The organism is Methylobacterium planeticum (assembly GCF_008806345.1).
Taxonomy (GTDB): domain Bacteria; phylum Pseudomonadota; class Alphaproteobacteria; order Rhizobiales; family Beijerinckiaceae; genus Methylobacterium; species Methylobacterium planeticum.
Genome location: NZ_VZZJ01000035.1, coordinates 25,600 through 50,493, shown reverse-complemented (window position 1 = coordinate 50,493; position 24,894 = coordinate 25,600). Strand labels below are relative to the sequence as shown.

Sequence of the window (24,894 nt, the reverse complement as noted above, 5' to 3'; positions counted from 1 at the left end):
GCAAGGCAGCCGAACATCAGGCAGACGAGCGCCACCGCGACGAGCCACTCGAAATCGGCGCAGAGCACATTCTCTAGTCCCTGAGGCGCGCCCGCGACGTTGTAGGCGCAGAACCACTTCACGTGGGCGCTTGCCTCGCTGCTCCAGAGCAGAGGCAAACCCATGATCAATGTGGACGCGACGAGAGACCACATCCGGGAGGGACTGCGCATAGCGGCGCTCAACAGTGAGGGAGGACGACTCAGGCGGTATGTCGATGTACCAAATTTTCGAGTATTCCGCTAAGGAATTGTTAACGAAGTTTGAAATTTGGTTAACGCTCAGCTTGTCGGCAAACTCGCTGCTTCCTGAAATGGCAAAGCTTATCAACGGGAGCGTGCAGGTTTCGCGTCATCGCTGCACCGGATGAGCCCTGGCCATCCGGGAGGCCGGAACTTGCTCGATTGTCGCTCGCAGAAGGGCATCGCTCACGATGGAGGGTGCTATTGGCAGCGTCACGCGTCCCCGTGTGCTTACGCGCGGTTCCAGTGCGAGCCAGGAGTTGGGACGATCGCGGCGCTGAGCCTTATGACCTTGTGTGTGGGCGTTACTCTGGCGTCTTGCGCACCGCGTGCCCACGCACGGACCGCAACTTTCGAGATGGCTGGCGGCCTAACCCTTGTGTCATGTTTTGCTTTCCTCGGCGCCAATTCGCCGGTCTTTCATTGATCTTCGGGTGCCAGAGCGGCAATCCGACAATCTTGGTACGAGGGCCGCCATTGCCTCCAGCCTGAATTGCCCGCCAAGATCCTCGAAGTGGGAACCCAGGATGATGGGCGGCCGGCATGAACCTGCTATTCAGCTTCGCCCCCTTCATCGTCTTCGCCGTCCTGATCCACCTCGGGTATGCTGAAGCCGGACTATGGGCGGGCGCGCTCACGGCAGGGGGATTGCTCCTTCGTGATCGTCTGGTGCTCGGCCGCTCGATCAAAATCCTCGAACTCGGCACGATGGTGCTGTTTGCGGGACTGGCCGCCTACACCAGCCGGGTCGACCACGAATGGACCATCCCGGCCGTGCGCCTGATCGTGGATGGGGGACTTCTGCTGATCGCTCTGTTCTCCCTGGCGATCCGGGTGCCGTTCACGCTGCAATACGCGCGGGAGAGCGCCCCACGGGAGGTGTGGTCGACGCCGCAGTTCTATGCCGTCAACCGCAACATCACGGCCGTATGGGCAGGTGCGTTCGCGGTGCTCGTCGTGGCTGATGCCGCCATGATCTACCTGCCCGAGATCCCCCGTCGCATCGACATCATCGCCACCGTGCTGGCCTTGGTCGGCGCCTACACGTTCACGGTCCGCGCCACCGGGCGAGCGCAGGAAGGGGTGAAGGTCAGCGGCTGACACCGACCCCCTGACACCACGCCGCGGCACGCCGGCCGATCTCTGCCCTGAGCGCGTCGATGATGATGGGGAGATCCAAGGGCCGGCCCTTGTCGCCGCTTTCGTGCGGCTCACCGCCAACCATCAGCACCATGGTCGCGATCCAATCCTCATCGCGGCCTGATCCACGCAAAATGCGGAAGAACCGCGAAATCGGGGGGAGGAAGACCCGACGCGCGCGGCCTGACGCAACGCATCCTCGCCATCTCGCGCGACATCGCGGCCCACATCGCCATCTCACCGGGTAGGGCTAGAAGCCGAGCATCAGCAGGCAGATCGCGGTCAGGAACACGCTGGAGAAGATCGCCGACAGAGCAAGATCGGTGATCAGCGCCGCCCGGCCGTCATCAGCATCGTCGATCATGACGCATTTCCCTCGGTGCAGGGGTTAGCGTTAACCGCGTCGTGTTGCTCGTCGATGTCAGCGGACAGGATTCGAATCTTGGAAGCGAAACCTGTCCCGGAGACGGATCAACGCAGTTGGGATCCGGGTGCCGAGCGGTTATGAAGGGCGCCGCTGCCTGCACCGGATGGACGTCAATCGATGAGATCGCTGCCCTTGGCCGCCGTTTGCCTCTGCCTCGCGGCCGGCGCCGCCAGCGCGCAGGAGCGGCCGTTCACGCCCGGAATGTCCTGCCAGGCCGCCCAGGCGACCGTCGCCCAGCAACGCGACATCACGTTGGCATCGAGCGCGAACGCGTACGAGATGGTCCACAACGCCAGCGGCGCGTGCGGCCGCGAGATGACCGCGCTGCCGGCCTTTGAGCCGACCCTCGACAACGCGCAATGCTTCGTCGGCTATCGCTGCCGCGAACAGAACAACAGCGGGAGCGAAGGCGCGAAGTAGGGCGCCCGCCGCGCCCAATGCCGAGGGCCCAGGGCATCGGGCTCACGGCATTGTGCCCCTGCCGGCCGCCGGCTTATTCCGGTTCGCCCGCGAGGTGGGTGCCGGCCACGCCGCCATACAGCGCCGTCGCCGACGCCACGGGCTCGGCCGCGCGATGGGCGGATTGCCGCGGTGCGTAGTCCAGGATCACTTCGACGAAGATGAGCGACACCGCCGCCACGAGGCAGATCGCGAGGCCGTTGCGGACCTGATCCGGCCAACGGCTCAGCGCTTTGATGGTCAGGCATCCGACGACGAAGAGCGACGACAGGGCCGAGGGGAGCAGCAAGGTTTCCATGATGGCGGTATACCGCCATCGGTACGGTATCGCGCAAGCTCCGTGTTCCCAGCCGCTGCACGGCCGGCACGGAACCGCTCGCCGGAGCCGGGCACCGGGCGCGATCGGGCAGCCGCCGCGACGGCGCCCGCCGGGGCACGCCCGCAGGGCGGCGATGCGGCGCGCCCGATCGCCTCAGCCCTCGGCCCCTTCCGGCCGATCGACGTTCTGCTCGGGCTCGTCGTGGAGATAGCCCGCGAGCCAATCCGCGCTCTGTTGCGAGCCTGCCCGATAAGGATCGGCCGAAATGGTCTTGCCGGCGGCCCGCGCCGCTTTGCCTTCTTCCATGATCTTGGCGGAAACGACGATCGGCATACGGCGCTCCTCCTGCGTCCCGGGTAAGTCTAGCGCAGCGACGGAGGGATCGCGAGATCTCTCGGACCACGCGGCGGCCACCTGGCGTGCCGGCTGCCGATCAGGACCCGAGATCGACGGTCCGGAGGGCGAACCGACGCGCAGCATCGCGACCGGACGATCCGGCGAGAAGCACGCAGCCTCGCAGCCTGCCGCGAACCGGCACGGGACCCGGACACGGGTCGTGGCATCCGCACGGATAGGTCCAGCAGGGGCACCGTCCCGGATGGTCTCGGCGAGACGGTCCTTGGCGCGGACGGGCCGAGGGCGGCCTCGGACCGATCCATCCCGTCGAAGTTCGGGCGGGATCCGGTGAGGGGTCGGCATCTCGGACCGGGAGGCCCGCCGAGATGGGGGACCGCGCGCGCGGCCACACGATGCCGATCCGACCGACCGGGGGCTCGGCGAACCGCTGCCATCGGGGCGCCGGCCTCGACTCGGCTGTCGGCCCTGCCGGCGCGAGCGGCATAGGCCCTGTTCCCAGCTCCGACGCGCCGGGGTAACCGTGAGGGTCCGTCGAGGATTGTCCACGAAGCCGGAGGAGATCGCCATGCCCGCACCTCGGAACCCGCTGAAGGCCGCGCTCGCGCAGGGACGGGTGCAGATCGGCCTCTGGCTCGGGCTGACCGACCCGCTCATCGCGGAGATCGCCGCCTCCGCGGGTTTCGACTGGTGCCTCGTCGATGCCGAGCACGGGCCGAACACCGTCACGGACATCCGCGCGCAGCTTCAGGCCATCGGTGAGCGCGCGGCGCCGGTCGTTCGCGTTCCCATCAATGAGGCGTGGCTCCTGAAGCAGGTGCTCGACCTCGGCGCACAGACCGTCCTCGTCCCGATGGTCGAGAGCGCCGAGGCGGCCGCGCGGGCCGTCGCCGCCTGCCGCTACCCGCCCCAGGGCATCCGGGGGGTGGCCGCGCCGATCGTGCGGGCCTCCGGATACGGCGCGGTCGCGGATTACGTCACGACCGCCAACGACGAGATCTGCGTCATCGTGCAGGTGGAGACGCGGGCGGCGGCCGACCGGATCGATGCCATCGCGGCCGTCGACGGGGTGGACGCGGTCTTCATCGGCCCTGCCGACCTCTCCGCCGACATGGGCTTTCCGGGGCGCCCCACGGAGCCGGAGGTCCTGGCCGAGATCGACCGGTTGATCGAGCGCATCCGGGCGGCCGGGAAGGCGGCCGGGATCATCCAGTACGACGCGGCTGCCGTCGCCCAATACGCCCGGGCCGGCGTTACCTTCATCGGGGCGGGCAGCGACGCCGGGCTGGTCTCCACGACCTTGCGAGCCGTGGCGCGCTCGGCCAAGGACGCCGTCGCGGGGGGCACCCAGGAGACGGTCGGGCCGGCGTAGCGGACGCGCCCGGGCGCGCCCGGGCAGGGACCTCCTTCGAGCCGCACGAGGGCGCCGCCCATCAGCCCGTCCGGTTCGAGGGCCGCGGCCCCGACGGGCCTGCCTTCGGGACGATCGCCCACCTCCGCGCCCGAACATTCCGCTCCGACGACGTGCGGGCTGCAATGGCCAAAAGCCCGAAGATCGAGGCCCTCGAAGCCCCGGATGCTCAGGCGAGCGGATGAGCGCCGGCGGCGGGGTCCGGCAGCAGCGCCGTCAGCGCCTGCAGGGCCGTGCTCGGCGCGCCCGACCACACGAGGTGCGTACGGTTGACCCGCAGCGGTCTCGGCAGGGGATGGCGCTCCACCGCCCGGCTCAACACGGCCTGATCGAGCACCTCCGCGGGGACGATGGCCGCGCCGGTGCCGGCTGCCACGCAGGCCACGATGGCGTGGTAGGAGCCCAGGTCGAGGATCCGTCCGGGCCAGGCGCCGCCCTCGGCCAGCCACTCGACGAGGCGCTGACGGTACGAGCAACCGTGCGGGAACGCCACCAGCGTCTGCCCGCTCAGGTCCGAGCCGAGGCGGATTGCGGGGACGCCCCTGGCGGTGATCAGCACCAGCTCCTCGTCGAAGGCCGGAACGGAGGAGAGGCTTCCCTTCTCGAAGGGCTCCGACACGAAGGCCGCCTCGATCTCGAAACGATCCAGCTGCCGGAGGAGCGTGCGGGTGGTGCCGGTCTGCAGCTCGAGGGATACGTCGGGGTACTGGGCGTGAAACGCCGACAGGATCGGCGGCAGCCTCGCGCCCGCCGCGCTCTCGAGCGAGCCCAGCCGCAGGATGCCGCGGACCGTGCCGCTGCGCAGCTCGTGCTCGGCGAGGTCGGCCATCTGGAGCAGGCGCTCGGCGTGCCCGAGCAACCGATGCCCGGCCTCGGTGAGGGCGAGGGCGCGACCCTGGCGGCGGAACAGGGACACGCCCAACCGCGCCTCGAACTGCTTGATCCGGGTGGTGACGTTGGACGGGACCCGGTGAAGCTGGCTGGCCGCGCGCGTGATCCCGCCCTCCCGCACCACGCAGCGGAAGATATCCAGGTCGTCGAGGTCCATCGTTCTCATCGAGAGAATGATGTGTCAGATAAATTCATTTTTCAAGAAGCCGAAATGGTCTTATGCCGGGGATGCCATGAGCACCGTGCGCCCTGCCGCCATTCTGCCCGACCGCGCGAGCGGGCTCGTCGTCGTCAGCGGGCTCGTGGCTCTCGCCGTCGCCATGGGGATCGGCCGGTTCGCCTTCACGCCATTGATGCCGCTGATGATCCGCGACGGCACCCTGACCACGGCCGTCGGTGCCGAATGGGCGGCCGCGAATTACGGCGGCTACTTCATCGGCGCCCTGACCGCCTCCTGGTTCTCGCGCGATCCGCGGCGCGGCGTGCTGCTGAGCCTCCTCGGTGTCGCCCTGGCCACGCTCGCGGTGACGTGGGTCGATGGCGGGGCGAGCGGGCTCCCGGGTGCTGCGTTGCGCGCCGCCGCAGGCGTGTTCAGTGCCTGGTCGCTGGTCTGCGCGAGCAGCTGGTGCCTGGCCGAGCTTGCCCGGCGCAGGGTGCCGCAGCTGGGAGCCTGGATCTACACCGGCGTCGGCCTGGGCATCGCGCTGACCGGAATGCTGGCCTGGCTCGGCGGCCGCCAGCCGGCCGATCGGCTGTGGCTCGAATTGGGGCTGATCGCCGGAGCGGGCGCCCTCTTCGTCTGGTGGCGCACTCGCGGGCAGCGCACAAGGGTGGCCGCGCCGGCGGAGCGCGAAGCCGCCGCGTTCGCGCCGCGCGCGCGCGGCGGGCAGCCGGCGCTCGTTCTCTGCTACGGCGCCTTCGGCTTCGGCTACATCGTGCCGGCCACCTTCCTGCCGGCCATGGCCCGCGAACTCGCGCCCGACCCGCTGGTGTTCGGGCTCACATGGCCGCTCTTCGGGATGGCCGCCGCTCTGTCGGTCGCTGCCGTCGCGCGCTGGCTCCCGAACGCACCGCGCCGGCGCGTCTGGGCCTTCGCGCAGGGCGTCATGGCGCTCGGCACCGCGCTGCCCCTGGCCGCCCAGGCGCTCTGGGCGGTGGCCACATCGGCGGTGCTCGTCGGCGGCACGTTCATGGTCGCGACCATGGCCGGCCTGCAGCTTGCCCGCGAGGCGCGTCCGGACAATCCGACGCCGCTCTTGGCCCGAATGACCGCCGCGTTCGCCGCGGGGCAGATCGCCGGCCCGGTGCTGGTCCGCAGTCTCGGGGACGGCCGCTGGGCCGGCTGGGATGCCCTCGGCCTGGTCGGAGCCCTGGCGACCGCGCTGCTCGTGGTGACGGCGGCGTGGCTGTGGCGTGATCCGCAACACGTTCCCCCACTCGTGAGGCAAGCCGAATGAAGCCGAACCCCTCCGCCACCGCGACCCCCGCCTTCCCGGAGGCCGGCCTGCCCGAACGGCTGGGGCCACCGGACCCACTCGACGCCGCCCAGCAGGCGGCGGCCGACGCGCTGATCAACGGTCCGCGTGGCGGCATCTACGGTCCCTTCCGGCCGCTGCTGCATCGGCCGCCGCTCCTGCAGGCAATCGCCCGGGTCGGCGAGACGCTGCGTTTTGAGGGCAGGCTCGACACCGCCTTGCGCGAGTGGACGATCTGCGTCGTGGCGCGGGAAGCCTCCAACGTGTTCGAGTGGGACATGCACCTGCCCCTGGCCGAGGCCGCCGGCGTGCCGCCCGCAGCCCTGGCCGCCGTGGAGCGCGGCGCACCGACGCCCGCCGACCTCCGGAGTGATCTCGCGCTCGCGCGCCTGGTCGTGCGCGAACTCCTGACCGGGCACCGCCTGAGCGAGGAGACCTACGGGCGATCCCTCTCGGCCTGGGGCGAGCCGGAGACCGTGGAGCTTCTCACCCTGGTCGGCTATTTCGCGATGGTCTGCTGGCTGATGAACGTCGCGCGCACCCCCGGCCCGCAGTCGCGCGGCGGGTGATCGCCCGGCCCCCCGGCCCGTGTCGCGTCCCCCTCGGCCGGCCTCACCCCGCCTGGGCAGGGCGCCGGCAGGGAGCGTCCGGCGCGAGCGCGACCGGCTCGGATTCCGTCGGGAGATCCCGCCGCCGACCCGTCCTCACGCCCCGGAACGGAGACGAGGCTACGTCGCCGAGCCGCGCGCCGCGTTGATCAGCTCGGCAATGCGATTGTCGGCGCGGCGGAGCCGCCGGCAGATCTCGCGATTGATGTTCTGCATCACCATCGCGTACGCGTAGATGTCGGCCTTGTAGAACGTGTAGAGGTTCCGGGCCGTGAGCTCGTACAGGCTGATCGGGCTCTCCGCGACGAGGGTGGCCGACCGGTTCTGCACCTCGATGAGCGTCATCTCGCCGAAGAAGTCACCGGGCCCGAGGCGGTTCATGTCGATCAGGCACCCCGTGGCCCCGAGCTTGCTCACCAGGAGCGTCCCGGAGCGGACGATATACATCGAGCGCCCCGCCTCTCCCTCGGTCATGACCGTATCGCCCGCCTCGAAGCGACGCTCGACCAGCATCGCGATCAGACGTTCGAGGCTCGTGTCCGAGAGACCACCGAAGAAGGGGGTATCGATCAGGAACGCCTTCAGCTCGGGCGAACTGACTGCCATCGGCCTATGACACTCCCGTTTCCGGAAATCGTCCGCGCCGGATCGTTGTGGACCCTCCCTCCACCCGTCCGCAACGTCTTTTGACGTCCGCTCGGGCGGCGCTTCGGGAGTGCCCCATCCGCCTCGACGATGGCCGTGTGCGGCCCGGCACCGCCGTTCCGCCGCGGCGGGCTCATGGTGTCCGGGCAATCGGGGGATTCGGAGGTGGTCATGCAGATCATCCATCGCCCGCATTCCAACGACGCCGTCATGGGCCTTCTCGGGGCCGCTCTCCTCGTGACCGTCGCCACCTTCACGGTTTCGGGGGCGCTGCGCCTGCACGACCTCGGCGCGCGCGAGATCGCGGGCTCGCTTCGGACGCTGAACGCGGATTAGCGCCCGTCAGGGGATCCTCGGATCACGGACGAGGCTCGATCGCCCGGGGCGCGGATCGCGGAAACCGGCGTGATCCGGATCACGGTCGGCGAGGGTCGGTCGGCGGATGATGCTCCCGTCACGGAGGAGCGTTCCATGCGCACGATCAAGCTCATCGGATTGGTGGTTCTGTCGGTCCTGGCCCTGGTTGCCGCCTCGGCGATCGGCCGCTCGTACCACCCGGATCTCAGCGCGAGCGAGGAGGTCCAGGACGGGACAATCATGTGAAACGGTCAAGCTGTTGCCGCATCCCCCGTCCAGAGACGGATGGAATGATGCGCACACCGATTCGGAACGGCTCGAGCCATGCGACCAGGATCCTGGCCGCCGTCGCGCTATGCCTCTGCGCGGCGCTGGTGATCGTCTCCTGGGCGAGGACGGATTCGCAGATCCGCGGGATCGAGCAGTTCGCCGTCGGCGCGCGGTGAGCGATGGCCGCTAAGCCGCCGAGGCAAGCGGGACCGGCCCGGTCCGGCGCGCGCGCCGCTGACCCTGCGCGACGTCGGAGATCCGGGCGAACAGGAGCCCGGGCAGGTCCTCGGACCGGGCGAGTTCGCGCCACGACACCGTGGCCATCCGGTTGCACGGCATGTCGACGGCCAGCGCGGTCAGCCCGACCGTGGTGAGCCGCAGCTCGACCACGACACCGGTCTCCTCGCGCACCCGCTGGACATGCTCCCAGGCCGCCTCCAGCGCGCCCGCGAATGCTTCCTGGCTCAGATCCGACATCTCACGCTTCCGCAATCGCCGTCACACCGGTTCGTCGAAGCGCGACTTTAGATCCGGCCGCGCGGCACGGCTGTGCTCGCGCGGGCACACGATCCCGTGATCCCGCCGGTGTGCCTGCGCGGCCACAGGAATCCGGGGCCTCCGACCGCCCGCCGCGCAGGCGGACCGGGCCTCATTCTGGCTTCTCGCCGGAAGTGCTATCGTCCGCCCGACAGGGAGGGCCGGACATGGTCGGGTTGCCCGAGGACCTCACGCTCGACGTCGTCGATCACCTGCTCGGCGAGGCCGAGGAGCACCGGATCGAGCAGGTCGTCCTGATCGAGCACCTGACCCGGCAGGCCGAGAGCACGGTCGCGGCCGAGCGCATCCTGACCGAGATCGAGGCCATCATCGCGGCCCTGCGCTGTCGCCGATCCTATCTCGAAGCGATGCGGGTGAGGCCTTAGCGGCGGCGCCTCGTCCGCCGCGGCTCGACCGAACCGGCCACGGATCGCGAACCCAGCGCCGCAGGGCTGGCGCCGGCGCTTCGGGACGTTCCTCGGGGCGCGGCCGGTTCCCGCCGGTCGCTCCTGCGCCGCTCAGGGCCAGGTGCGGCGATGGGGGACCTCGTAAGGGTGGAGGCCGATATCGGCCAGGCTCCTGTCGTCGAGGATCTCCAACTCCCGATAGGCACGTCGCGTGCAGTACCAAAGCTGTACAATGCGGGCCACCGACGCAAACATCGCTGATCTCCTCGCCAATTGCCCGCATAGAATTGACTGATCGGCAGAGAAAGATCTGTGCTCGATGGCACGGGCACTGATGCGCATCGGATTGCGCGGCGGCGTTGTTCCATTGCGTACGATCGCCGCGGAAAGGAATACTGTGAAATGAATACCGTGCGGCCGGCCGGTCTCGCGGGCTTCCGATGGACGCGCCGCCCGCGTCGGTCAGGTGCCGGCGCAAGCGCTCACGGGTCTCGCCGCAGGCCCCGACGGGGACGGCCACGGGGCCGGGTCATCCATCCTCACGAATCCTTCGCAGGATCGTGGCCCCAGTTCATCAGCGACAGCCGCCAGGGCGAGTCCTCGACCGCGGCCTTGTCCTTCGGGCCGCCCTGCTTCAGGTGCCGGTGCACGTAGCCGACCACCTTGCGCATGTGCCCGTAATCCGCGTCCGAGAGGTCGGACTTCGCCTTGTGCAGGATCTCGACGATGCGCCGGCCCTCCCGATGGCCCGTTGCCTCGCCGGAGCCGCCCGTCTTCTGGCCGACCGACTGGCTCGCCTCGCTCCCGAGGTGCTTCTCCAGGGCGGAGGCCGTCATGTTCACGGCCGCCTTGAACGCCCTGTAGGTGTCCGCGTGATCGTCAGTCTCGGCCATCTGTCACCTCCGGTTCGAGGGGGCGACCACCCGGAGGCCGCCCGGTCCGGCGGCCAACGTGGGCCGGGTCCCGGCGTTCCGCGGACGGTCTGCGACGGAAGCGCCGCGCCAAGCCTGCACGGCCCGAGCCGCTTCGGCACGCGAGGCCGCTGCGCGCGCAGGGTCCCGGGGACAGATGTCCCGGGGACAGATCGGAGCGGGGCGAGGCCGGTACTGTCCACCGCCTGCCGACCCTATCTCTCCGGTCAACAGCGGAGAGCGAGTCGTGTTCACAGTGAAGGGTGTCGATCCATCGGGCAGGGCCATGTCCTTCGCCTGCGGGACGGATGAGCAGGCGATGGAGAAGACCTGGGAGCTGCAGCGGCGCGGCTTCCGGGACATCGTGGTCGTCGAACCCGGCGGCCGGGAAGTCGCGGCGGCAGCCTTCGAGCGGTCCCTCGATATCGACTGGGACTAAGGGGGGGCGGCAACCCGACGGGGCGGATCGCGCCGCGGCACCGCCCGGCTCGACTTCGCGCCGGCCCGAACCATCTTGTCGGGGCGTCCCGGTGACGGCCCGGCATCCTGGGGCCGATCGGGGCCGGTCCGTCGCCGGAGGCGGGCCCGGGAGGAGGGTGCCATGCACGTCGGTTGGGTCCTGGCTGCGGCCGTGATGCTCATCCTGGCCGGTCCGGGGGCGCGGGCGCAGCCGGTCGCCCTGACGGGGATCCGCCTGATCGACGGGGTGAATGCGCCGACCGACGAGGCCGTGCTCGTCATCGACGGGGGCCGGATCGTCGCGGCCGGCCGGCGCGGTGCGGTCGTGATCCCCGAGGGCGCGCAGGTCCGGGACTATGCGGGCCGCACGATCCTGCCCGGCCTCATCTCCGACCACTCGCATGTCGGGCAGGTGCAGGGCGTCAGCAACGGGTCCGCGAACTACACGCGCGAGAACATCCTCGCGCAGCTGAGGGCCTACACGGCCCGGGGCGTGACCACCATCATGGCGCTCGGGCTCAACGGCGCGATCTTCCCGGATCTGCGGGCCGAGGCCCATGCCGGCCGGCTGCCGGGGGCCGACCTGTTCGGGGTCGACCGCGGCATCGGCGTGCCGGACGGGGCGCCGCCGCAGCCGATGCTGCGCGTCGGCCTCGATCAGCTGCTGCGTCCGGCCAATGCGGAGGAGGGCCGCGAGGCGGTCCGCGCCATGAAGGCGCGGGGCACCGATCTGGTGAAGCTCTGGCTCGACGATTTCGGGGGCTCGGTGCCGGCCAAGATGCAGCCGGCGGTCTACGAGGCCGTGATCGACGAGGCGCACAAGCTCGACCTGCGGGTGGCGGCCCATGTCCACGACCTCGAGGATGCGCGGGCGATCGTGCAGGCCGGCGCGGACATCCTGGCGCACGGGGTGCGCGACAAGCCCGTCGATCCCGCCTTCGTCGCGCTGCTGAAGGCGCGCGGCACCTGGTACATCGCCACGCTCGCCCTCGACGAGGCGACCTTCGTGTACGCCGAGCGGCCGGACTGGACGCAGAGCGCCTTCGTGCGCGAGGCCCTCTCGCCCGAGCTCCGGGCGCGGTTCGACGACCCGGCCTGGCAGCGCGAGACCCGTGCGGGCGCCAAGGCCGAGGGCGCGCGCCGCTCGCTGGCGATGAACCTGCAGAACCTCAAGACCCTGCACGAGGCGGGCGTGCGCCTCGGCTTCGGCACCGACAGCGGGGCGACCCCGGAGCGGGTCCCCGGCGTGTCCGAGCACCGCGAGCTGGCGCTGATGGTCCAGGCCGGCCTGACGCCCCAGGATGCGCTGACCATCGCGACCGCCCGCGCCGCCGAGCTCCTCGGCCTGTCCGATCGGGGCCGGCTGGAGCCGGGGCGGCGCGCCGACTTCGTGGTGCTGTCGGCCGATCCCGCCGCCGACATCGCCAACAGCACGGCGATCCTCGAGGTCTGGAAGGAGGGGCGCCGCCAGTAGCGCCGGCAGTCGCATCGCCAGTCGCCTCGGCCTTCGGGCACGGGCGTCAGGGCGCCACCACGCCGAGGGCCTGCGCGTTCGCCGCGAGCGCCCGGTCGTACTCGATCAGCCGCGCCACGTCCTGGCAGGCGTCGGCGCCGTAGAGCTTGCCGATCAGGTAGAGGGTGGTGTCGATCGCGAGCGAGACGCCGCCGCCCGTGACCACGACGTCGTCGACGATCGCCGCCGCGCGGGGGCGGACGCGGTCGGCCCGCGTGGCCAGCAGGTCGAGGGGCGCGGTCACCTCGGCGCCCACCGCCGCGCGGCGCGTCGTGGCCATGCGCCCGTCGAGGCTGCCCGCCGCCGCGAGGATCAGGGCCCCGGTGCAGACGGAGGCGAGCGCCTCGGGCCGCCGGCCGCGCAGGAAGGCGAGGAGCCGGTCATCCTGCGCCGCCTCCGGCCAGCCGGGCCCGCCGCAGACCACGAACACGTCGCAATCCGGCGCGTCGGCGACCCCGAAGGGCACCACGACGGCGAGGCCCCCCGCCATCCGGACCGGCCCCGCCTCGGCCGCGATCACGGCGTCGCCGAGATTGGGCAGGATCCGCCGGGCCATCGACAGGACGCCGACCGTCCCGCCGAGGTCGATGGGCTCGATGCCCGGATACACGATCACGCCGATGCGCGCGGGTGCGTCCCGGTCTCGCATGATAGTCTCCTCTTGATCGCCGGGCCGGTCCCGTCGCAGGACCATCGACCTTCAGGCTGGACGGGACAGAATGACACTTCGAACCACAGTGCGGCGGGAGCAGATCGAGGGCGAGGCACGCTCCCAGCTCGCGATCCTGGCCGACGAGGTGCGCCTCCACCGCAAGGAGCGCGACCTCTCCCTCGAGGCGCTCGCGGCCCTGTCCGGCGTCAGCCGCTCGATGATCTCGAAGATCGAGCGAGGCGAGGCCGTGCCGTCGACGGCCGTGCTGTCCCGCCTCGCCGAGGCCCTCGGGGTCACCTTCTCGCGCCTGATGGCGCCGGAGACCGAGCGCGAGGTCCTGCTGATCCCCGCCGCGCGCCAGCCCGTCCTGCGCGACGAGGCCTCGGGCTTTCTGCGCCGCTGCCTCTCGCCGGTCCTGCCGGGACGCGGCATCGACTGGGTGCTCAACACGCTGCCGCCCCGGGCGAGCACGGGGGAGTTCGTGGCGCACCGGCGGGGCGTGTCCGAGTACATCTACGTCCTCAAAGGCCGGCTGCAGGCGGTCATCGGCGACCGGGTCCTGGTCGCGAACGCGGGCGACAGCCTGTATTTCGAGGCCGACGCCGGCCATGCCTTCACCAACATCGGCTCCGAGCCCTGCGAATACTTCCTGGTGATCGACGCGTCCCGCCTGCGCTGAGACCCGGCCCGGCACCGGGCCTGCCTCCCGGCGGCTCGCGCCGAGCCGCGTCCAAGCCCCGGCGGCTCGCACGGAGCCGCGTCCAGGCAGCTCGCACGATCCAACATGGCACACCGTTTGCCTCTCCGATAGTGGAATTCATTCCACTCCAAAGAGAGAGGCGGGCCCGTCATGACCAGCACCCCTGCTGTCGCCGCGTTGAACCTCGAAGCCGCACCCGCCGACGACCGGCAGATGCGCCAGATCATCCTGGCGAGCATGCTCGGCACCATCATCGAGTGGTACGACTTCCTGATCTACGGCACCGCCGCCGCGCTGGTGTTCAACAAGCTGTTCTTCCCGAGCCTCGACCCCGTCGCCGGCACGCTCGCGGCCTTCGCGTCCTACGCGGTCGGCTTCGTGGCGCGCCCGCTCGGCGGCGCGATCTTCGGCCATTACGGGGACCGGCTCGGGCGCAAGGCGATGCTGACCCTCACCATGCTGATCATGGGCGTCGGCACCTTCCTAATCGGCTGCCTGCCCACCTACGCGCAGATCGGCCTGTGGGCGCCGATCCTCCTCGTGAGCCTGCGGCTCCTGCAGGGCATCGGCATCGGCGGCGAGTGGGGCGGCGCGGTCCTGATGGTGATCGAGCACGCCCCCGAGCACCGGCGCGGGCTCTACGGCAGCCTCGTCCAGGTCGGCTTCCCCCTCGGGATCGCGGCCTCGACCGCGACCTTCCGCTGGCTGACCAGCCTGCCCGAGGCCGACTTCCTGTCCTGGGGCTGGCGCCTGCCGTTCCTGGCGAGCGCACTCCTGATCGGCATCGGCCTGTTCGTGCGCCTGCGCCTCGTCGAGACGCCCGCCTTCGCCCGCGTCAAGGAGGAGGCCGCGGTGGCGCCGATGCCCCTCCTCGACGTGATCATGCGGCAGCCGCGCACCTTCCTGACCGCGGTCGGGCTCAAGGTCTCGGAGGTCGCCTGGGTCTACATCCTGACCGTGTTCTCGATCGTCTACGCGACGAAGACCCTCGAGCTTCCCCGCTCCCTGATCCTCAACGCGATCCTGATCGCGGCGGCCCTCGAACTCGTCACCATGCCGCTGTTCGGCTGGCTCTCGGACAAGGTCGGGCGGCGGCCGATGTACTTTGCGGGCTCGGCCATCAGCGCGGCCTGCGCCCTCGTGCTCTTCGGCCTCCTCGACACCCGCGACCCGACCACCGTGGTGGTGACCATCGCGGTCATCATGAGTCTGACCCACGCGATGATGTTCGGGCCGCAGGCGGCCTTCATGCCGGAACTGTTCGGCACGCGCACCCGCTACAGCGGCGCCTCCCTGGGCTGCCAGGTCGCGGCGGCGATCTCGGGGGGCTTCGCGCCGATCATCGCCACCGGGCTCCTCGCCTGGGCGGGGGCGACCTGGCCGATCGCGCTCTACCTGATCGTCCTCGCGGGCGTGAGCTTCGTCGCCACGATGGTGGCGGCGGAGACGCGCCATCTCGACATCGCCAGAGCCTGAAAAAGCAGCATCGCCGCCCAGGACGGTTCCATTATGATGGAAATTCCTCCACGATGGGCGGCGAAACCGAGGCAGCGACGGAGGAATCGATGACGACCAGGACGGTACTCAGCACCGAGGGGGCCGCCAAGGCGGTCGGGCCCTACGCGCAGGGGACGCGCGTGGGCGACCTCGTCTTCGCCTCCGGGCAGCTCCCGATCGATCCGGCGACCGGCGCGATCCCGGACGGCGTCGAGGCCCAGACCCGGCAATCCCTCGCCAACCTCGCGGCGGTGCTGGCGGCCGGGGGCGCGAGCCTCGCCTCGATCGCCAAGACGACGGTGTTCCTCAAGAACATGGACGACTTCGCGGCGATGAACGGGGTCTATGCCGAGCACTTCCCCGCGGCGCCGCCGGCCCGCTCGACGGTCGAGGTCGCGCGCCTGCCCCGCGACGTCCTCGTGGAGATCGAGGCCATCGCCCTCGCGACGGGAGCGAACGCATGAGCCCGGAGGCCAGCCTCGAGGCCGGCCCGGCCATGCTCGAGGCCTTCGCGCACCCCGCCGGATCGGCGGCCGTCCCGGTGCCCGGCGGCGCGACGGCCTGGAGCGGCACGCTGCTCCACATCCACATCGCCCCCGCGGCGAGCTACGAGATGGAGGAATTGCAGGAGGCGACCTGCGTCGCCGGGCGCGGCATCGCGGGCGACCGCTACTTCTCCGGGACCGGCACCTACTCGCCGAAGCCCGACGTGCGCGAGGTCACCCTGATCGAGCAGGAAGCCCTCGATGCCCTGGCGCGCAACGATCCCCCGCTCCAGGGCGGCCCGATCACGCTGTCACCGGTCGACCACCGCCGCAACCTCACGGTCCGGGGCGTGCCGCTGAACCACCTCGTCGGCCGCCGCTTCCGGGTCGGTTCGGTGATCCTCCGGGGCGGGCGCCTGAACTTCCCCTGCAAGTACCTGGAGGAGCTGCTCGGGCTGCCGGTCTACCTGCCGCTCTACAACCGCTCGGGGCTGAACTGCAGCATCGAGCGCGGCGGCGTGATCCGCCCCGGCGACGCGATCCACCTCCTCGACGGACACGCGGACTGAGCCCATGACCGCCCGCATGATCATGAAGCTCAGGGTGGCGTCGGCGCGGCCGACGACGCCCGAGGTGCTGCATCTCTGCCTCGTCCACCCGCAGCGCCCGGAGCTTCCGGCCTGGACGCCGGGCGCGCATGTCGACCTGCGGCTGCCGGACGGGCGCGTGCGCCAGTACTCCCTCTGCGGGGACCCGGCCGACCGCACGCGCTACGAGATCGCGGTCAAGCGCGAGGAGGCGGGCCGGGGCGGCTCGGCCTGGGCGCACCGGAACCTCCTGCCCGGCGCCGTCGCCCACGTCTCGGCGCCGCGCAACAACTTCCCCCTCGTGGACGCCGCCCGCGAGCACATCCTGATCGGCGGCGGCATCGGCGTGACGCCGCTCGTGGCGATGGCGCGCCAGCTCGCCGCGCAGGGCCGCTCCTTCGTCCTCCACGATTGCGCGCCCTCGCCCGCCCGCGCCCCCCTCCTCGACGAGCTGCGCGCCATCTGCGGCGAGCGCCTGCGCGGCTGGTTCTCCGCCGGGGGCCGGCGCTTCGATCCCGCCGCGATCGGGCCGCCCCGGGACGGCGCCCACGTCTACGCCTGCGGGCCGCAGCGCCTGCTCGACGCCGTGCGGGCCTCCCTCGGCGCGGCCGGCTGGCCGGACGCGCAGGTCCACAGCGAGGTGTTCCAGGCGACCCTCGACGAGAACTTCAAGCCAGAGCCCTTCGACGCGCGCATCGCCTCCACCGGCGCGGTGCTGCACGTGCCGGCCGACCGCTCGCTGCTCCAGGTCCTGCGCGAGCACGGGCTCGCCACCGCCTCCTCCTGCGAGCTCGGCGTGTGCGGCACCTGCACCTGCGGCTACCGGGACGGGGTGGTGATCCACCGCGACGTCGTCCTGCCGGTGGCGAGCCGGCAGGACCGGATGACCCCTTGCGTGTCCCGGGCCCGCGTCGGCGTCACGCTGGATCTCTGACGGACCGCACCGGGATCCGACCGCCAAAATGGGCGGATCCCGGTGGGGTCGTTCATGATTTCTTCCATGGATCCGGCCCTCAGGGCCGCTGCAGAGCCTCGTGCGGCGACATCGGCATCATGTTCTGGTCAAGGTGATACATCACCCAGATCGAGCCGACGAGCGTAATCACCACGAGCGTGAGCGTGAAGACCAGGGCGAGGAAAGTCCAGCCGCCCTCCGATTTGGTGTTCATGTGGAGGAAGTAGATCATGTGCACCACGATCTGCACCGCCGCGAGCGCCATGATGATGATGCCGGTCATGAACGTGTCGTTCAGGACGTTGCCCATCACGAGCCAGAACGGAATCGCCGTCAGGATGACCGACAGCACGAAGCCGGTCATGTAGCTCCGGAATGTGCCATGCGCCCCGTGCGGATGGGATCCTGGGTGAGCCGATCCGGGCCCGCCGCCACCGTCCCGCGCGGCCCCGGCCTCCATCAGCGCACTCATCGCATGGCTCCCATCAGGTAGACGAAGGTGAACACGCCGATCCAGACCACGTCGAGGAAGTGCCAGAACATCGACAGGCACATCAGCCGGCGCCGGTTCTCCGCGATCAGACCGTATCGGCGCACCTGAACCATCAGCGTCACCAGCCAGATCGTGCCGAACGTGACGTGCAGCCCGTGCGTACCGACGAGGGTGAAGAACGAAGACAGGAAGGCACTGCGCTGCGGAGTGGCGCCCTCGTGAAATAAATGCGCGAACTCATAGAGCTCGATACTGAGAAAGCCCGCTCCGAACAGGCCCGTGATCGCCAGCCACTTGAGCGTTGCATCGATCCGGTCCTTGTCCATCTCCAGCATGGCGAAGCCGTAGGTGATGGAGGACAGGAGCAGGAGGCCCGTATTGACCGCGACCAGCCGCAGATCGAACAGGTCGGCCCCCGAGGGACCCGCCGCGTAGTTGCGGCCGAGTACCCCGAACGTGGCGAACAGGACTGCGAAGATGAGGCAGTCGCTCATCAGGTAGAGCCAGAAGCCCAGCAGCGTGCCGCCGTCGCCGTGGCCGTGCTCCTCCTCGTACTCGACCGGGGCCGTCGCGCCGGGCGGAGCGGTCAGTTCATGCATCGGCTCGGACCCTTTCCGCGAGTTGCGCTTCTCTCAGGCTCTCGAACCGCACGACCTCTTGGGCCGGAATGTAGTAGTCGCGATTGTAGTTGAACGTGTGGACGATCGCCGCCGCGACGAGACCCACGAAGGACAGGGCGGCGAGCCACCAGATGTACCAGATCATCGCGAAACCGAGGACTGTGCTGAGCCCCGCCAGGACGACACCCGCGCCGGTGTTCTTCGGCATGTGGATCGGCTTGTAGCCTTGCTGCGGCTGGTTCTGGCCGCGCTTCTTCATGTCCCACCAGGCATCGAGATCGCGGACGACCGGCGTGACGGCGAAGTTGTAGGGCGGCGGCGGCGAGGAGGTCGACCACTCGAGCGTCCGCCCGCCCCAGGGATCGCCCGTGACGTCGCGCAATTGCTCGCGCCGGACGAAGCTGACGATGAGCTGCACGATGAACGCCGCGATCCCGGCCATGATGATGACGGCGCCGATCGCCGCCGCCGTCAGGTAGGGCTGCAGGGTCGGATCGTCGAAATGCTGGGTCCGGCGCGTCACGCCCATCAGGCCGAGGGCGTAGATCGGCGTGAACACGACCCAGAAGCCGACGAGCCAGCACCAGAACGACATCTTTCCCCAGAACGGGTCGAGCTTGTACCCGAACGCTTTGGGAAACCAGTAATTGACGCCCGCGAACAGCCCGAACACGACGCCGCCGATGATGACGTTGTGGAAATGCGCGACCAGGAAGAGGCTGTTGTGCAGGACGAAGTCGGCCGGCGGCACCGCGAGCAGCACGCCGGTCAATCCCCCGAGCACGAAGGTCGGGATGAAGCCCATCACCCAGATCATCGGCGTCTCGAAGCGGATCCGCCCGCGATACATGGTGAAGAGCCAGTTGAACACCTTCGCGCCCGTCGGGATCGAGATGATCATCGTCGTGATGCCGAAGAAGGCGTTCACGTTGGCACCCGCGCCCATGGTGAAGAAGTGGTGCAGCCAGACGAGCCAGGACAGGATGGCGATCACCGCCGTCGCGTAGACCATCGACGTGTAGCCGAAGAGCCTCTTGCCGCAGAAGGTCGAAACGACTTCGGAATAAATGCCGAATGCTGGCAGGACGAGGACGTAAACCTCCGGATGACCCCAGATCCAGATGAGGTTCATGTACATCATCGAGTTGCCGCCGTAATCGTTCGTGAAGAAATGCGTTCCCACGTAACGGTCGAGCGACAGGAGCGCCAAGGTCGCGGTCAGGACCGGGAAGATCGTCACGATGAGGGCGTTGCTGCAGAGCGTCGTCCAGCAGAAGACGGGCATCTTCATCATGCTCATGCCGGGCGCCCGCATCTTCACGATGGTGGCGATCAGGTTGATGCCCGACAGCGTGGTGCCGACGCCCGCGACCTGGAGGCCCCAGATGTAGTAGTCGACGCCGACGCCCGGGCTGTAGGCCGCCCCCGACAGCGGCGGATAGGCGAGCCAGCCGGTGCGCGCGAACTCGCCCACGAACAGCGACAGCATCGTGAGGACGGCGCCTCCGGCCGTCATCCAGAAGCTGAAATTGTTGAGGAACGGGAAGGCGACGTCGCGGGCGCCGATCTGCAGGGGCATGACGTAGTTCATCACGCCGGTCACGAACGGCATGGCCATGAAGAAGATCATGATCGTGCCGTGGGCCGTGAAGATCTGGTCATAGTGGTGCGGGGGCAGGTAGCCCTCCGCGGCGCCGACCGAGAGCGCCTTCTGCGTCACCATCATGATCGCGTCGGCAAAGCCCCGCAGCAGCATCACGATGGCGAGCACGACGTACATGATGCCGATCTTCTTGTGATCGACGCTCGTGAACCATTCCTCCCACAGGTAGCCCCACTTGCCGTACCAGGTGATCGCGCCGAGGAGCGCGGCGCCGCCCACGGCCACGACCACGAACGTCATCAGCAGGATCGGCTCGTGGTAGGGAATGGCTTCGAGCGACAGGCGCCCGAAGATGAGTTGCTGCAGATCGAGGTTCGAGAACATGCGGGCGCTCGTCTGGATCAGTGCTGGTGGCGTTCGGTGGGCCGGGTGTTCAGCTGGGCCGGCGCAGGCCCCCTGTCGGCGTCCGGCAGGGCGTTGCCCTGCCCCTGATCCGGCGCGGTCTTGGGCTCGTTGACGCCGCCCCGGCTCAGATCCTGATCGCGGGGCATCATGCCCTCCGGCTGGACCGTGCCCTTTGGCGGCCGGCCCGACGCCGGGAAGGTGGCGCCGGACGGCTCGTGACCGGTCTTCAGGCGGCGGTTGTCGTAGTCGAGGCGCTCGCGGTTGGCCTCGCTCTCCCTGCCGGCACCGCCCGTCTTGTCGATATGGTGCATCTCTCCGACGCACATCTGGCCGGGCGCGACGCACATGCCCAGGATGGCGGCGTAGAGGCCGTCCTCGACCGAGCCGTAGTACTGGACCGGCTCAGCCTCGCTCGGCTTCTCGAGATCGAGATAGGCCGCGCGGTCGAGGGATTTTCCGGCGTCCTTGACCTTGGCCACCCACGCCTCGAAGCCCTGGTGAGACAGGCTCCGGAAGTCGAAGTTCATGCGGGAGAAGCCCGATCCGCTGTAATGCGCCGACTGGCCCCTGAAGTCCCCCTCCTGGTTCATGACGGCGTGGAGCGGCGTCTGCATGCCCGGCATCGCGTAGATCATGCCCGCGAGGGCGGGCACGTAGAAGGTGTTCCAGACCGACGAGGAGGTGATCTTGAAAGTGAGCGGGACATTGGCCGGCGCCGCCATCTCGTTCAGGCTGGCCACGCCGAGTTCGGGGTAGATGAACAGCCATTTCCAGTCGAGCGCCACGACCTCGACGGTCAGGGGCTTCACGTCGGCAGGCACGGGCTTGTTGGGGGCGAGGCGCGTCAGCGGCTGGTAGGGATCGAGCGTGTGCGTGCTGATCCAGGTCATGGCTCCCAACGCGATGATGATGAGCAGGGGCACCGTCCAGATGACCACCTCGAGCTGGGTCGAATGGTGCCAGTCGGGGTCGTAGGTCGCCTCCGTGTTCGAAGCCCGGTAGCGCCATCCGAACAGGAAGGTGAGCGCGATCACGGGCAGGATGACGAGCAGCATCAGCGCGGTGGACGCGATGATCAGGTTGCGCTGCTGGACCGCGACGTCGCCCGCGGGATTCATCACGACCATGTTGCAGCCGGCGAGCAGCCCCGCGATCGCGAGCAGCGCCACGCCGCGCAGGGATCGGAGGGCGACGGACCGGCGCTGCCGGCGGCCGGCGGGTGTGGGGGCGAGTGGAATGGCCAGGGTGATCACTCCATGATCCCTCGCCGGTCTCAGCGGCGAGATGCGTCCCGCGTGGAACGGATGACACGGCGCCTGCCTCAGACCTGCCGGATCTCCGAGCGCGAGAGGCCGAGCGCCAGCAGGGTCGTCACCGCCCCCGAGAGAAGGTAGAGGCCGACGCAGGCGAGACCGTAGCGCGCCGACAGGAACAGGACGATCAGCGGCGCGAAGCCCGCGCCGAGCAGCCAGGCGAGGTCGTTCGTGAGCGCCGCGCCCGTGTAGCGGTAGCGCTGGTCGAGCCGCGACGTCACCGCGCCCGACGATTGCCCGTAGGACAGGCCGAGCAGCAGGAAGCCGGCATTGACGTAGATCGTCTGCCCGATCGCGTTCTCCTCGACCAGCAACGGGGCGATGGTGCTGCCGACGGCGAAGACGGCGATGAGGGAGGCCGAGAGCAGGAGCAGCATGCGGCGGCCGATCTGGTCGGCGATCAGCCCCGACGCCAGGATCGCGCCCGCGCAGATGAAGGCGCCCGAGCACTGCACCATCAGGAACTCGCCCGCCGAACGATGCGTGAACAGGCTGATCCAGCTGACCGGGAACACGGTCACGAGGTGGAACAGCGCGAAGCTCGCGAGCGGGATCAGCGCGCCGATGAGAAGGTCCCGGCCGTGATTCCGGATCAGCGGGAGGATCGGCGAGGGTTCGAGCCGCCGCAATTCGAGCAGGCGCGAGAACTCGTCGGTGGCCACGAGCCGCAGCCGCGCGAACAAGGCCACGACGTTGATGGCGAAGGCGCAGAAGAAGGGATAGCGCCAGCCCCAGTCGAGGAACTCGCCCTCGGGGAGGTTCAGCATGAAGAACGCGAACAGGACGCTCGCCAGCATGAAGCCGAGGGGCGCGCCGAGCTGCGGCAGGGCGGCATAGAAGCCGCGCCGCTCGATCGGCGCGTTGAGCGCGAGGAGCGAGGCGAGCCCATCCCAGGCGCCTCCCAGGGCGAGGCCCTGCCCGATCCGCAGGACCCCGAGGAGGTACAGGGACCAGGCGCCGATCTGCGCGTAGCTCGGCAGGAAGGAGATGGCCATGGTGGAGAAGCCGAGCAGGAACAGCGCGATGGCCAGCTTGACGCCCCGGCCGTGCCGCCGGTCCACCGCCGTGAAGATGATCGAGCCGACCGGCCGGGCGATGAAGGCCAGCGAGAACATGGCGAAGGCGTAGAGCGTCGCCGTCAGGGGCTCGGCGAAGGGGAAGAACACCTTGGGGAAGACCACCACGGACGCGATGGCAAAGACGAAGAAGTCGAAATATTCCGCGGCCCGGCCGATGATCACGCCGATGGCGATCTCGCTCGGCGCGACCTTATGGTCGGTGGAGGCCAAGCGGGCGTCGCGCTCGAGGGGCGTGGAGGAGGGTAAAGGTCCCTGAACCTGATCCATCGCCATCGGGTGATCGCCCACAGTGAAAAAGGCCCGGCGCGGCTATAGGAGGCCATCTCGCACAATCGTGCAAGCTGGAAATCTCCTAACGTCTTGACATCACTCCGAGCTCAACTGTTGTGTTGACAAGCAATCACAATGCCGCACGCGGCATCGAGGTCGAACCGAGCCGGGCGGCACGCCTGAGAGGCCGATTCGGTTTCGGGCTTGTCGAGACCTGAATGCTGTTGCGGACCTCAGCGCTGCGCGTCTCTCGCCTGTTGACGGTTCGTCGACGAAGCGCTGCCAGGAATTTTCCAAAAGCGCGTTGCTGAAACTGTGCGCTCGCAGGGAATTTGTTCCATGATATCGTGAGAAGTGATCCTCGAGAGCTTGCAGCCGACTTAAGGAAAACTCCGGTTCCAACGACACCCGCCTCTTGCTTTGCTCTTGTGACCCCTCCGGCTGTTATCGTGCGGTCCTGCGCTGAAACAACCGCAGCACGGCGTTGCCGCGCGCGACCGCGTCGTCGAGAGCCCGCTGCGGTGTCTTGGATCCGTCGAGGGCGGCCTCGATCTCTTCCGACCAGAGGTCGCGGATCTGCAGCATGTTGCCGAGGCGCAGGCCGGCCGAGTTGCGGGTGGGCTCCTTGTTGGTGATGGAGCGGACCGCGATCTGGAGCATCGGATTCCGCTCGTAGAAGCCGGCACCTCGCGCGTCCTCGTAGGCCGCCCGCGTCACCGGCATGTAGCCCGAATTGCGATAGAGCAGCGCCTGCTGGGGGAAGCTGAGCACGAAGGCGAGGAACTCGGCGACGCCCGCGTATTCGTGCTCCGTCTTGCCCTGCATGACATAGAGCGAACCGCCGCCCAGAATCGCGTTCTGCGGGGCGCCCGCCTGATCCGGGTAATACGGCATCGGCCGCATCGCCCAGTGGAAGCGGCCGCGCGCGGCGATCGAGCCGTACATGCTCGAGGAGGTCAGGAAGATCGCACACTCCCCGGCGATGAACCGGGCCTCCCCGCGATTGGTGCGGCCGGTATACTCGAAGGCACCGTCTCGGTGCAGGTCGACGATGTTCTGCAGGTGCCGAACCTGGAAGGGAGCGTTGAACACGAGCTCGGCATCGAAGCCATCGAGCCCGTTCGAGCGCGTGGCGATCGGGCGATCGTGCCAGACCGACAATTGCTCGATATGGGCCCAGGTCGGCCACGCGGTCGAGAAGGCGCAGGCCGAGGGGTCCGTGCGCTTGAGCGCTCGGGCGGCATCGAACAGCTGGGGCCACGTCTCCGGCAGGCGGTCGGGATCGAGTCCCGCCCGGCGGAACCGGTCGAGGTTGATCCACATCACCATGGCGGAGATGTTGAAGGGCAGCGAGAGCATGTGGCCGTCGCGTGCCAGATAGTTCGTCGCGATCACCGGCAGGAAGGCGTCCGGCTCGACGGCGCGGCCCGCCGCGCGCAGCACCTCGGAAACCGGCTTCACCGCACCGATCGCGGCCGCCATGGTTCCGTTGCCGACCTCGAAGACCTGGAGGATGTGGGGCGCCTCGCCGGCCCGATAGGCGGCGATGCCGCCGTTGATCGTCTCCGCGTACGGGCCCTTGTAGATCGTGATGACCCGGTAGGCGCTCTGCGAGGCGTTGAAATCGTCCGCCATCCGCGCGACCAGCGCGCCGTTGGCGCCGTCGAGCGAGTGCCAGAGCTGAAGCTCGGTCGCCGCGTGCGCCGCCACCGGGAGCAGCGCTAGGACGAGGCCGGCGAGGAAGCTGCGCGGAGGGCTCACGGGCGGCCCT

At 69.3% G+C, this 24,894-nt stretch carries 31 protein-coding genes and 1 pseudogene; 16 read left to right on the top strand and 16 right to left on the bottom strand.

Annotated elements, in window-relative coordinates; translation table 11 throughout:
• A pseudogene (locus F6X51_RS28755) lies at positions 1 to 194 on the bottom strand (hypothetical protein); the annotation flags it as partial.
• A 630-nt stretch (positions 195 to 824) separates the two neighbouring features.
• On the opposite strand from F6X51_RS28755, the gene F6X51_RS24720 reads away from it, so the two are divergent.
• Positions 825 to 1,382, top strand: a complete 558-nt coding sequence (locus F6X51_RS24720) for a hypothetical protein (RefSeq protein ID WP_150966487.1) — start codon at positions 825 to 827, stop codon at positions 1,380 to 1,382.
• Here F6X51_RS24720 and F6X51_RS28205 read toward each other — a convergent pair.
• The gene (locus tag F6X51_RS28205) at positions 1,372 to 1,515 is read right to left on the bottom strand and encodes a hypothetical protein (RefSeq protein WP_191970255.1); all 144 of its coding nucleotides are present in this window, start codon (positions 1,513 to 1,515) and stop codon (positions 1,372 to 1,374) included. The genes F6X51_RS24720 and F6X51_RS28205 overlap by 11 nt on opposite strands.
• Positions 1,516 to 1,965: 450 nt before the next feature.
• Here F6X51_RS28205 and F6X51_RS24715 point away from each other — a divergent pair, with 450 nt between their 5' ends.
• Positions 1,966 to 2,268 carry a hypothetical protein gene (locus F6X51_RS24715; RefSeq protein WP_150966485.1) on the top strand — a complete coding sequence of 101 codons (303 nt, stop codon included), beginning with the start codon at positions 1,966 to 1,968 and terminating at the stop codon, positions 2,266 to 2,268.
• Between the two features lie 73 nt (positions 2,269 to 2,341).
• On the opposite strand, the gene F6X51_RS24710 is transcribed toward F6X51_RS24715, so the two are convergent.
• On the bottom strand, positions 2,342 to 2,605 hold the full coding sequence (locus F6X51_RS24710; protein WP_150966483.1) for a hypothetical protein: 264 nt from the start codon (positions 2,603 to 2,605) through the stop codon (positions 2,342 to 2,344).
• Between the two features lie 174 nt (positions 2,606 to 2,779).
• Positions 2,780 to 2,959: a hypothetical protein gene (locus F6X51_RS24705; protein ID WP_150966481.1), complete on the bottom strand. Its 180-nt coding sequence runs from the start codon at positions 2,957 to 2,959 to the stop codon at positions 2,780 to 2,782.
• 589 nt (positions 2,960 to 3,548) lie between these two features.
• Here F6X51_RS24705 and F6X51_RS24700 point away from each other — a divergent pair.
• Positions 3,549 to 4,352: an HpcH/HpaI aldolase family protein gene (locus F6X51_RS24700; protein WP_150966479.1), complete on the top strand. Its 804-nt coding sequence runs from the start codon at positions 3,549 to 3,551 to the stop codon at positions 4,350 to 4,352.
• Positions 4,353 to 4,560: 208 nt separating this feature from the next.
• Here F6X51_RS24700 and F6X51_RS24695 read toward each other — a convergent pair whose 3' ends face one another.
• Positions 4,561 to 5,439 (bottom strand): LysR family transcriptional regulator, encoded by an 879-nt coding sequence (locus F6X51_RS24695; RefSeq protein ID WP_210250341.1) that lies wholly within the window; start codon positions 5,437 to 5,439, stop codon positions 4,561 to 4,563.
• Between the two features lie 76 nt (positions 5,440 to 5,515).
• Here F6X51_RS24695 and F6X51_RS24690 point away from each other — a divergent pair, with 76 nt between their 5' ends.
• Together F6X51_RS24690 and F6X51_RS24685 are read left to right on the top strand one after the other, a co-directional pair.
• Positions 5,516 to 6,739 carry a YbfB/YjiJ family MFS transporter gene (locus F6X51_RS24690; RefSeq protein ID WP_150966475.1) on the top strand — a complete coding sequence of 408 codons (1,224 nt, stop codon included), beginning with the start codon at positions 5,516 to 5,518 and terminating at the stop codon, positions 6,737 to 6,739.
• The gene (locus tag F6X51_RS24685) at positions 6,736 to 7,326 is read left to right on the top strand and encodes a carboxymuconolactone decarboxylase family protein (RefSeq protein WP_150966473.1); all 591 of its coding nucleotides are present in this window, start codon (positions 6,736 to 6,738) and stop codon (positions 7,324 to 7,326) included. The genes F6X51_RS24690 and F6X51_RS24685 overlap by 4 nt, the downstream gene beginning before the upstream one ends.
• Positions 7,327 to 7,485: 159 nt before the next feature.
• On the opposite strand, the gene F6X51_RS24680 is transcribed toward F6X51_RS24685, so the two are convergent.
• The gene (locus F6X51_RS24680; RefSeq protein ID WP_150966471.1) at positions 7,486 to 7,971 is read right to left on the bottom strand and encodes a Crp/Fnr family transcriptional regulator; all 486 of its coding nucleotides are present in this window, start codon (positions 7,969 to 7,971) and stop codon (positions 7,486 to 7,488) included.
• Between the two features lie 210 nt (positions 7,972 to 8,181).
• Here F6X51_RS24680 and F6X51_RS28200 point away from each other — a divergent pair, with 210 nt between their 5' ends.
• The 3 genes from F6X51_RS28200 to F6X51_RS28195 all read left to right on the top strand — a co-directional run bounded on the left by F6X51_RS28200 (position 8,182) and on the right by F6X51_RS28195 (position 8,813).
• Entirely contained in the window at positions 8,182 to 8,346 is a 165-nt protein-coding gene (locus tag F6X51_RS28200) for a hypothetical protein (protein WP_191970254.1), read from the top strand.
• A gap of 135 nt (positions 8,347 to 8,481) precedes the next feature.
• Positions 8,482 to 8,613, top strand: a complete 132-nt coding sequence (locus F6X51_RS28945) for a hypothetical protein (RefSeq protein ID WP_281407662.1) — start codon at positions 8,482 to 8,484, stop codon at positions 8,611 to 8,613.
• A 47-nt stretch (positions 8,614 to 8,660) separates the two neighbouring features.
• A complete protein-coding gene (locus tag F6X51_RS28195) occupies positions 8,661 to 8,813 on the top strand; it encodes a hypothetical protein (protein ID WP_191970253.1) in 153 nt (50 codons plus the stop codon).
• A gap of 10 nt (positions 8,814 to 8,823) precedes the next feature.
• On the opposite strand, the gene F6X51_RS24675 is transcribed toward F6X51_RS28195, so the two are convergent.
• Positions 8,824 to 9,114 carry a hypothetical protein gene (locus tag F6X51_RS24675; protein ID WP_150966469.1) on the bottom strand — a complete coding sequence of 97 codons (291 nt, stop codon included), beginning with the start codon at positions 9,112 to 9,114 and terminating at the stop codon, positions 8,824 to 8,826.
• A gap of 227 nt (positions 9,115 to 9,341) precedes the next feature.
• Here F6X51_RS24675 and F6X51_RS24670 point away from each other — a divergent pair, with 227 nt between their 5' ends.
• Entirely contained in the window at positions 9,342 to 9,560 is a 219-nt protein-coding gene (locus tag F6X51_RS24670; protein WP_150966467.1) for a hypothetical protein, read from the top strand.
• Positions 9,561 to 9,692: 132 nt separating this feature from the next.
• On the opposite strand, the gene F6X51_RS29120 is transcribed toward F6X51_RS24670, so the two are convergent.
• Complete coding sequence (locus tag F6X51_RS29120) at positions 9,693 to 9,836, bottom strand: DUF1127 domain-containing protein (RefSeq protein ID WP_407658677.1); 144 nt, start codon at positions 9,834 to 9,836, stop codon at positions 9,693 to 9,695.
• Between the two features lie 284 nt (positions 9,837 to 10,120).
• Complete coding sequence (locus F6X51_RS24660) at positions 10,121 to 10,474, bottom strand: DUF3140 domain-containing protein (RefSeq protein ID WP_150966463.1); 354 nt, start codon at positions 10,472 to 10,474, stop codon at positions 10,121 to 10,123.
• Between the two features lie 265 nt (positions 10,475 to 10,739).
• Here F6X51_RS24660 and F6X51_RS24655 point away from each other — a divergent pair, with 265 nt between their 5' ends.
• Both F6X51_RS24655 and F6X51_RS24650 read left to right on the top strand, forming a co-directional pair.
• A complete protein-coding gene (locus tag F6X51_RS24655; protein ID WP_150966461.1) occupies positions 10,740 to 10,931 on the top strand; it encodes a hypothetical protein in 192 nt (63 codons plus the stop codon).
• Between the two features lie 162 nt (positions 10,932 to 11,093).
• Positions 11,094 to 12,425 carry an amidohydrolase family protein gene (locus F6X51_RS24650; protein WP_150966459.1) on the top strand — a complete coding sequence of 444 codons (1,332 nt, stop codon included), beginning with the start codon at positions 11,094 to 11,096 and terminating at the stop codon, positions 12,423 to 12,425.
• Positions 12,426 to 12,471: 46 nt separating this feature from the next.
• On the opposite strand, the gene F6X51_RS24645 is transcribed toward F6X51_RS24650, so the two are convergent.
• Positions 12,472 to 13,113: a DJ-1/PfpI family protein gene (locus tag F6X51_RS24645; RefSeq protein ID WP_191970251.1), complete on the bottom strand. Its 642-nt coding sequence runs from the start codon at positions 13,111 to 13,113 to the stop codon at positions 12,472 to 12,474.
• Between the two features lie 70 nt (positions 13,114 to 13,183).
• Between F6X51_RS24645 and F6X51_RS24640 the strand changes: the two genes are divergently transcribed.
• The 5 genes from F6X51_RS24640 to F6X51_RS24620 all read left to right on the top strand — a co-directional run bounded on the left by F6X51_RS24640 (position 13,184) and on the right by F6X51_RS24620 (position 17,319).
• Positions 13,184 to 13,795: a helix-turn-helix domain-containing protein gene (locus F6X51_RS24640; protein ID WP_150966455.1), complete on the top strand. Its 612-nt coding sequence runs from the start codon at positions 13,184 to 13,186 to the stop codon at positions 13,793 to 13,795.
• Between the two features lie 171 nt (positions 13,796 to 13,966).
• A complete protein-coding gene (locus F6X51_RS24635) occupies positions 13,967 to 15,292 on the top strand; it encodes an MFS transporter (protein WP_150966453.1) in 1,326 nt (441 codons plus the stop codon).
• A gap of 89 nt (positions 15,293 to 15,381) precedes the next feature.
• Positions 15,382 to 15,777 (top strand): Rid family detoxifying hydrolase, encoded by a 396-nt coding sequence (locus F6X51_RS24630; RefSeq protein ID WP_150966451.1) that lies wholly within the window; start codon positions 15,382 to 15,384, stop codon positions 15,775 to 15,777.
• Entirely contained in the window at positions 15,774 to 16,367 is a 594-nt protein-coding gene (locus F6X51_RS24625; RefSeq protein WP_150966449.1) for an MOSC domain-containing protein, read from the top strand. The genes F6X51_RS24630 and F6X51_RS24625 overlap by 4 nt, the downstream gene beginning before the upstream one ends.
• Before the next feature lie 4 nt (positions 16,368 to 16,371).
• Positions 16,372 to 17,319 (top strand): PDR/VanB family oxidoreductase, encoded by a 948-nt coding sequence (locus F6X51_RS24620; protein ID WP_150966447.1) that lies wholly within the window; start codon positions 16,372 to 16,374, stop codon positions 17,317 to 17,319.
• Between the two features lie 79 nt (positions 17,320 to 17,398).
• Here F6X51_RS24620 and cyoD read toward each other — a convergent pair whose 3' ends face one another.
• The 6 genes from cyoD to ugpB all read right to left on the bottom strand — a co-directional run bounded on the left by cyoD (position 17,399) and on the right by ugpB (position 24,884).
• Positions 17,399 to 17,812: a cytochrome o ubiquinol oxidase subunit IV gene (gene cyoD, locus F6X51_RS24615; protein ID WP_150966445.1), complete on the bottom strand. Its 414-nt coding sequence runs from the start codon at positions 17,810 to 17,812 to the stop codon at positions 17,399 to 17,401.
• The gene (gene cyoC / locus F6X51_RS24610; protein WP_150966443.1) at positions 17,809 to 18,432 is read right to left on the bottom strand and encodes a cytochrome o ubiquinol oxidase subunit III; all 624 of its coding nucleotides are present in this window, start codon (positions 18,430 to 18,432) and stop codon (positions 17,809 to 17,811) included. The genes cyoD and cyoC overlap by 4 nt, the downstream gene beginning before the upstream one ends.
• A complete protein-coding gene (gene cyoB / locus F6X51_RS24605) occupies positions 18,425 to 20,440 on the bottom strand; it encodes a cytochrome o ubiquinol oxidase subunit I (protein WP_150966441.1) in 2,016 nt (671 codons plus the stop codon). The genes cyoC and cyoB overlap by 8 nt, the downstream gene beginning before the upstream one ends.
• Positions 20,441 to 20,457: 17 nt before the next feature.
• Complete coding sequence (gene cyoA, locus F6X51_RS24600; RefSeq protein ID WP_407658680.1) at positions 20,458 to 21,588, bottom strand: ubiquinol oxidase subunit II; 1,131 nt, start codon at positions 21,586 to 21,588, stop codon at positions 20,458 to 20,460.
• Between the two features lie 194 nt (positions 21,589 to 21,782).
• Positions 21,783 to 23,126, bottom strand: coding sequence for an MFS transporter (locus tag F6X51_RS24595; RefSeq protein ID WP_150966439.1), 1,344 nt, complete (start codon positions 23,124 to 23,126; stop codon positions 21,783 to 21,785).
• Positions 23,127 to 23,567: 441 nt separating this feature from the next.
• Positions 23,568 to 24,884 carry a sn-glycerol-3-phosphate ABC transporter substrate-binding protein UgpB gene (gene ugpB, locus F6X51_RS24590; RefSeq protein ID WP_150966437.1) on the bottom strand — a complete coding sequence of 439 codons (1,317 nt, stop codon included), beginning with the start codon at positions 24,882 to 24,884 and terminating at the stop codon, positions 23,568 to 23,570.
• Positions 24,885 to 24,894 lie beyond the last annotated feature (10 nt).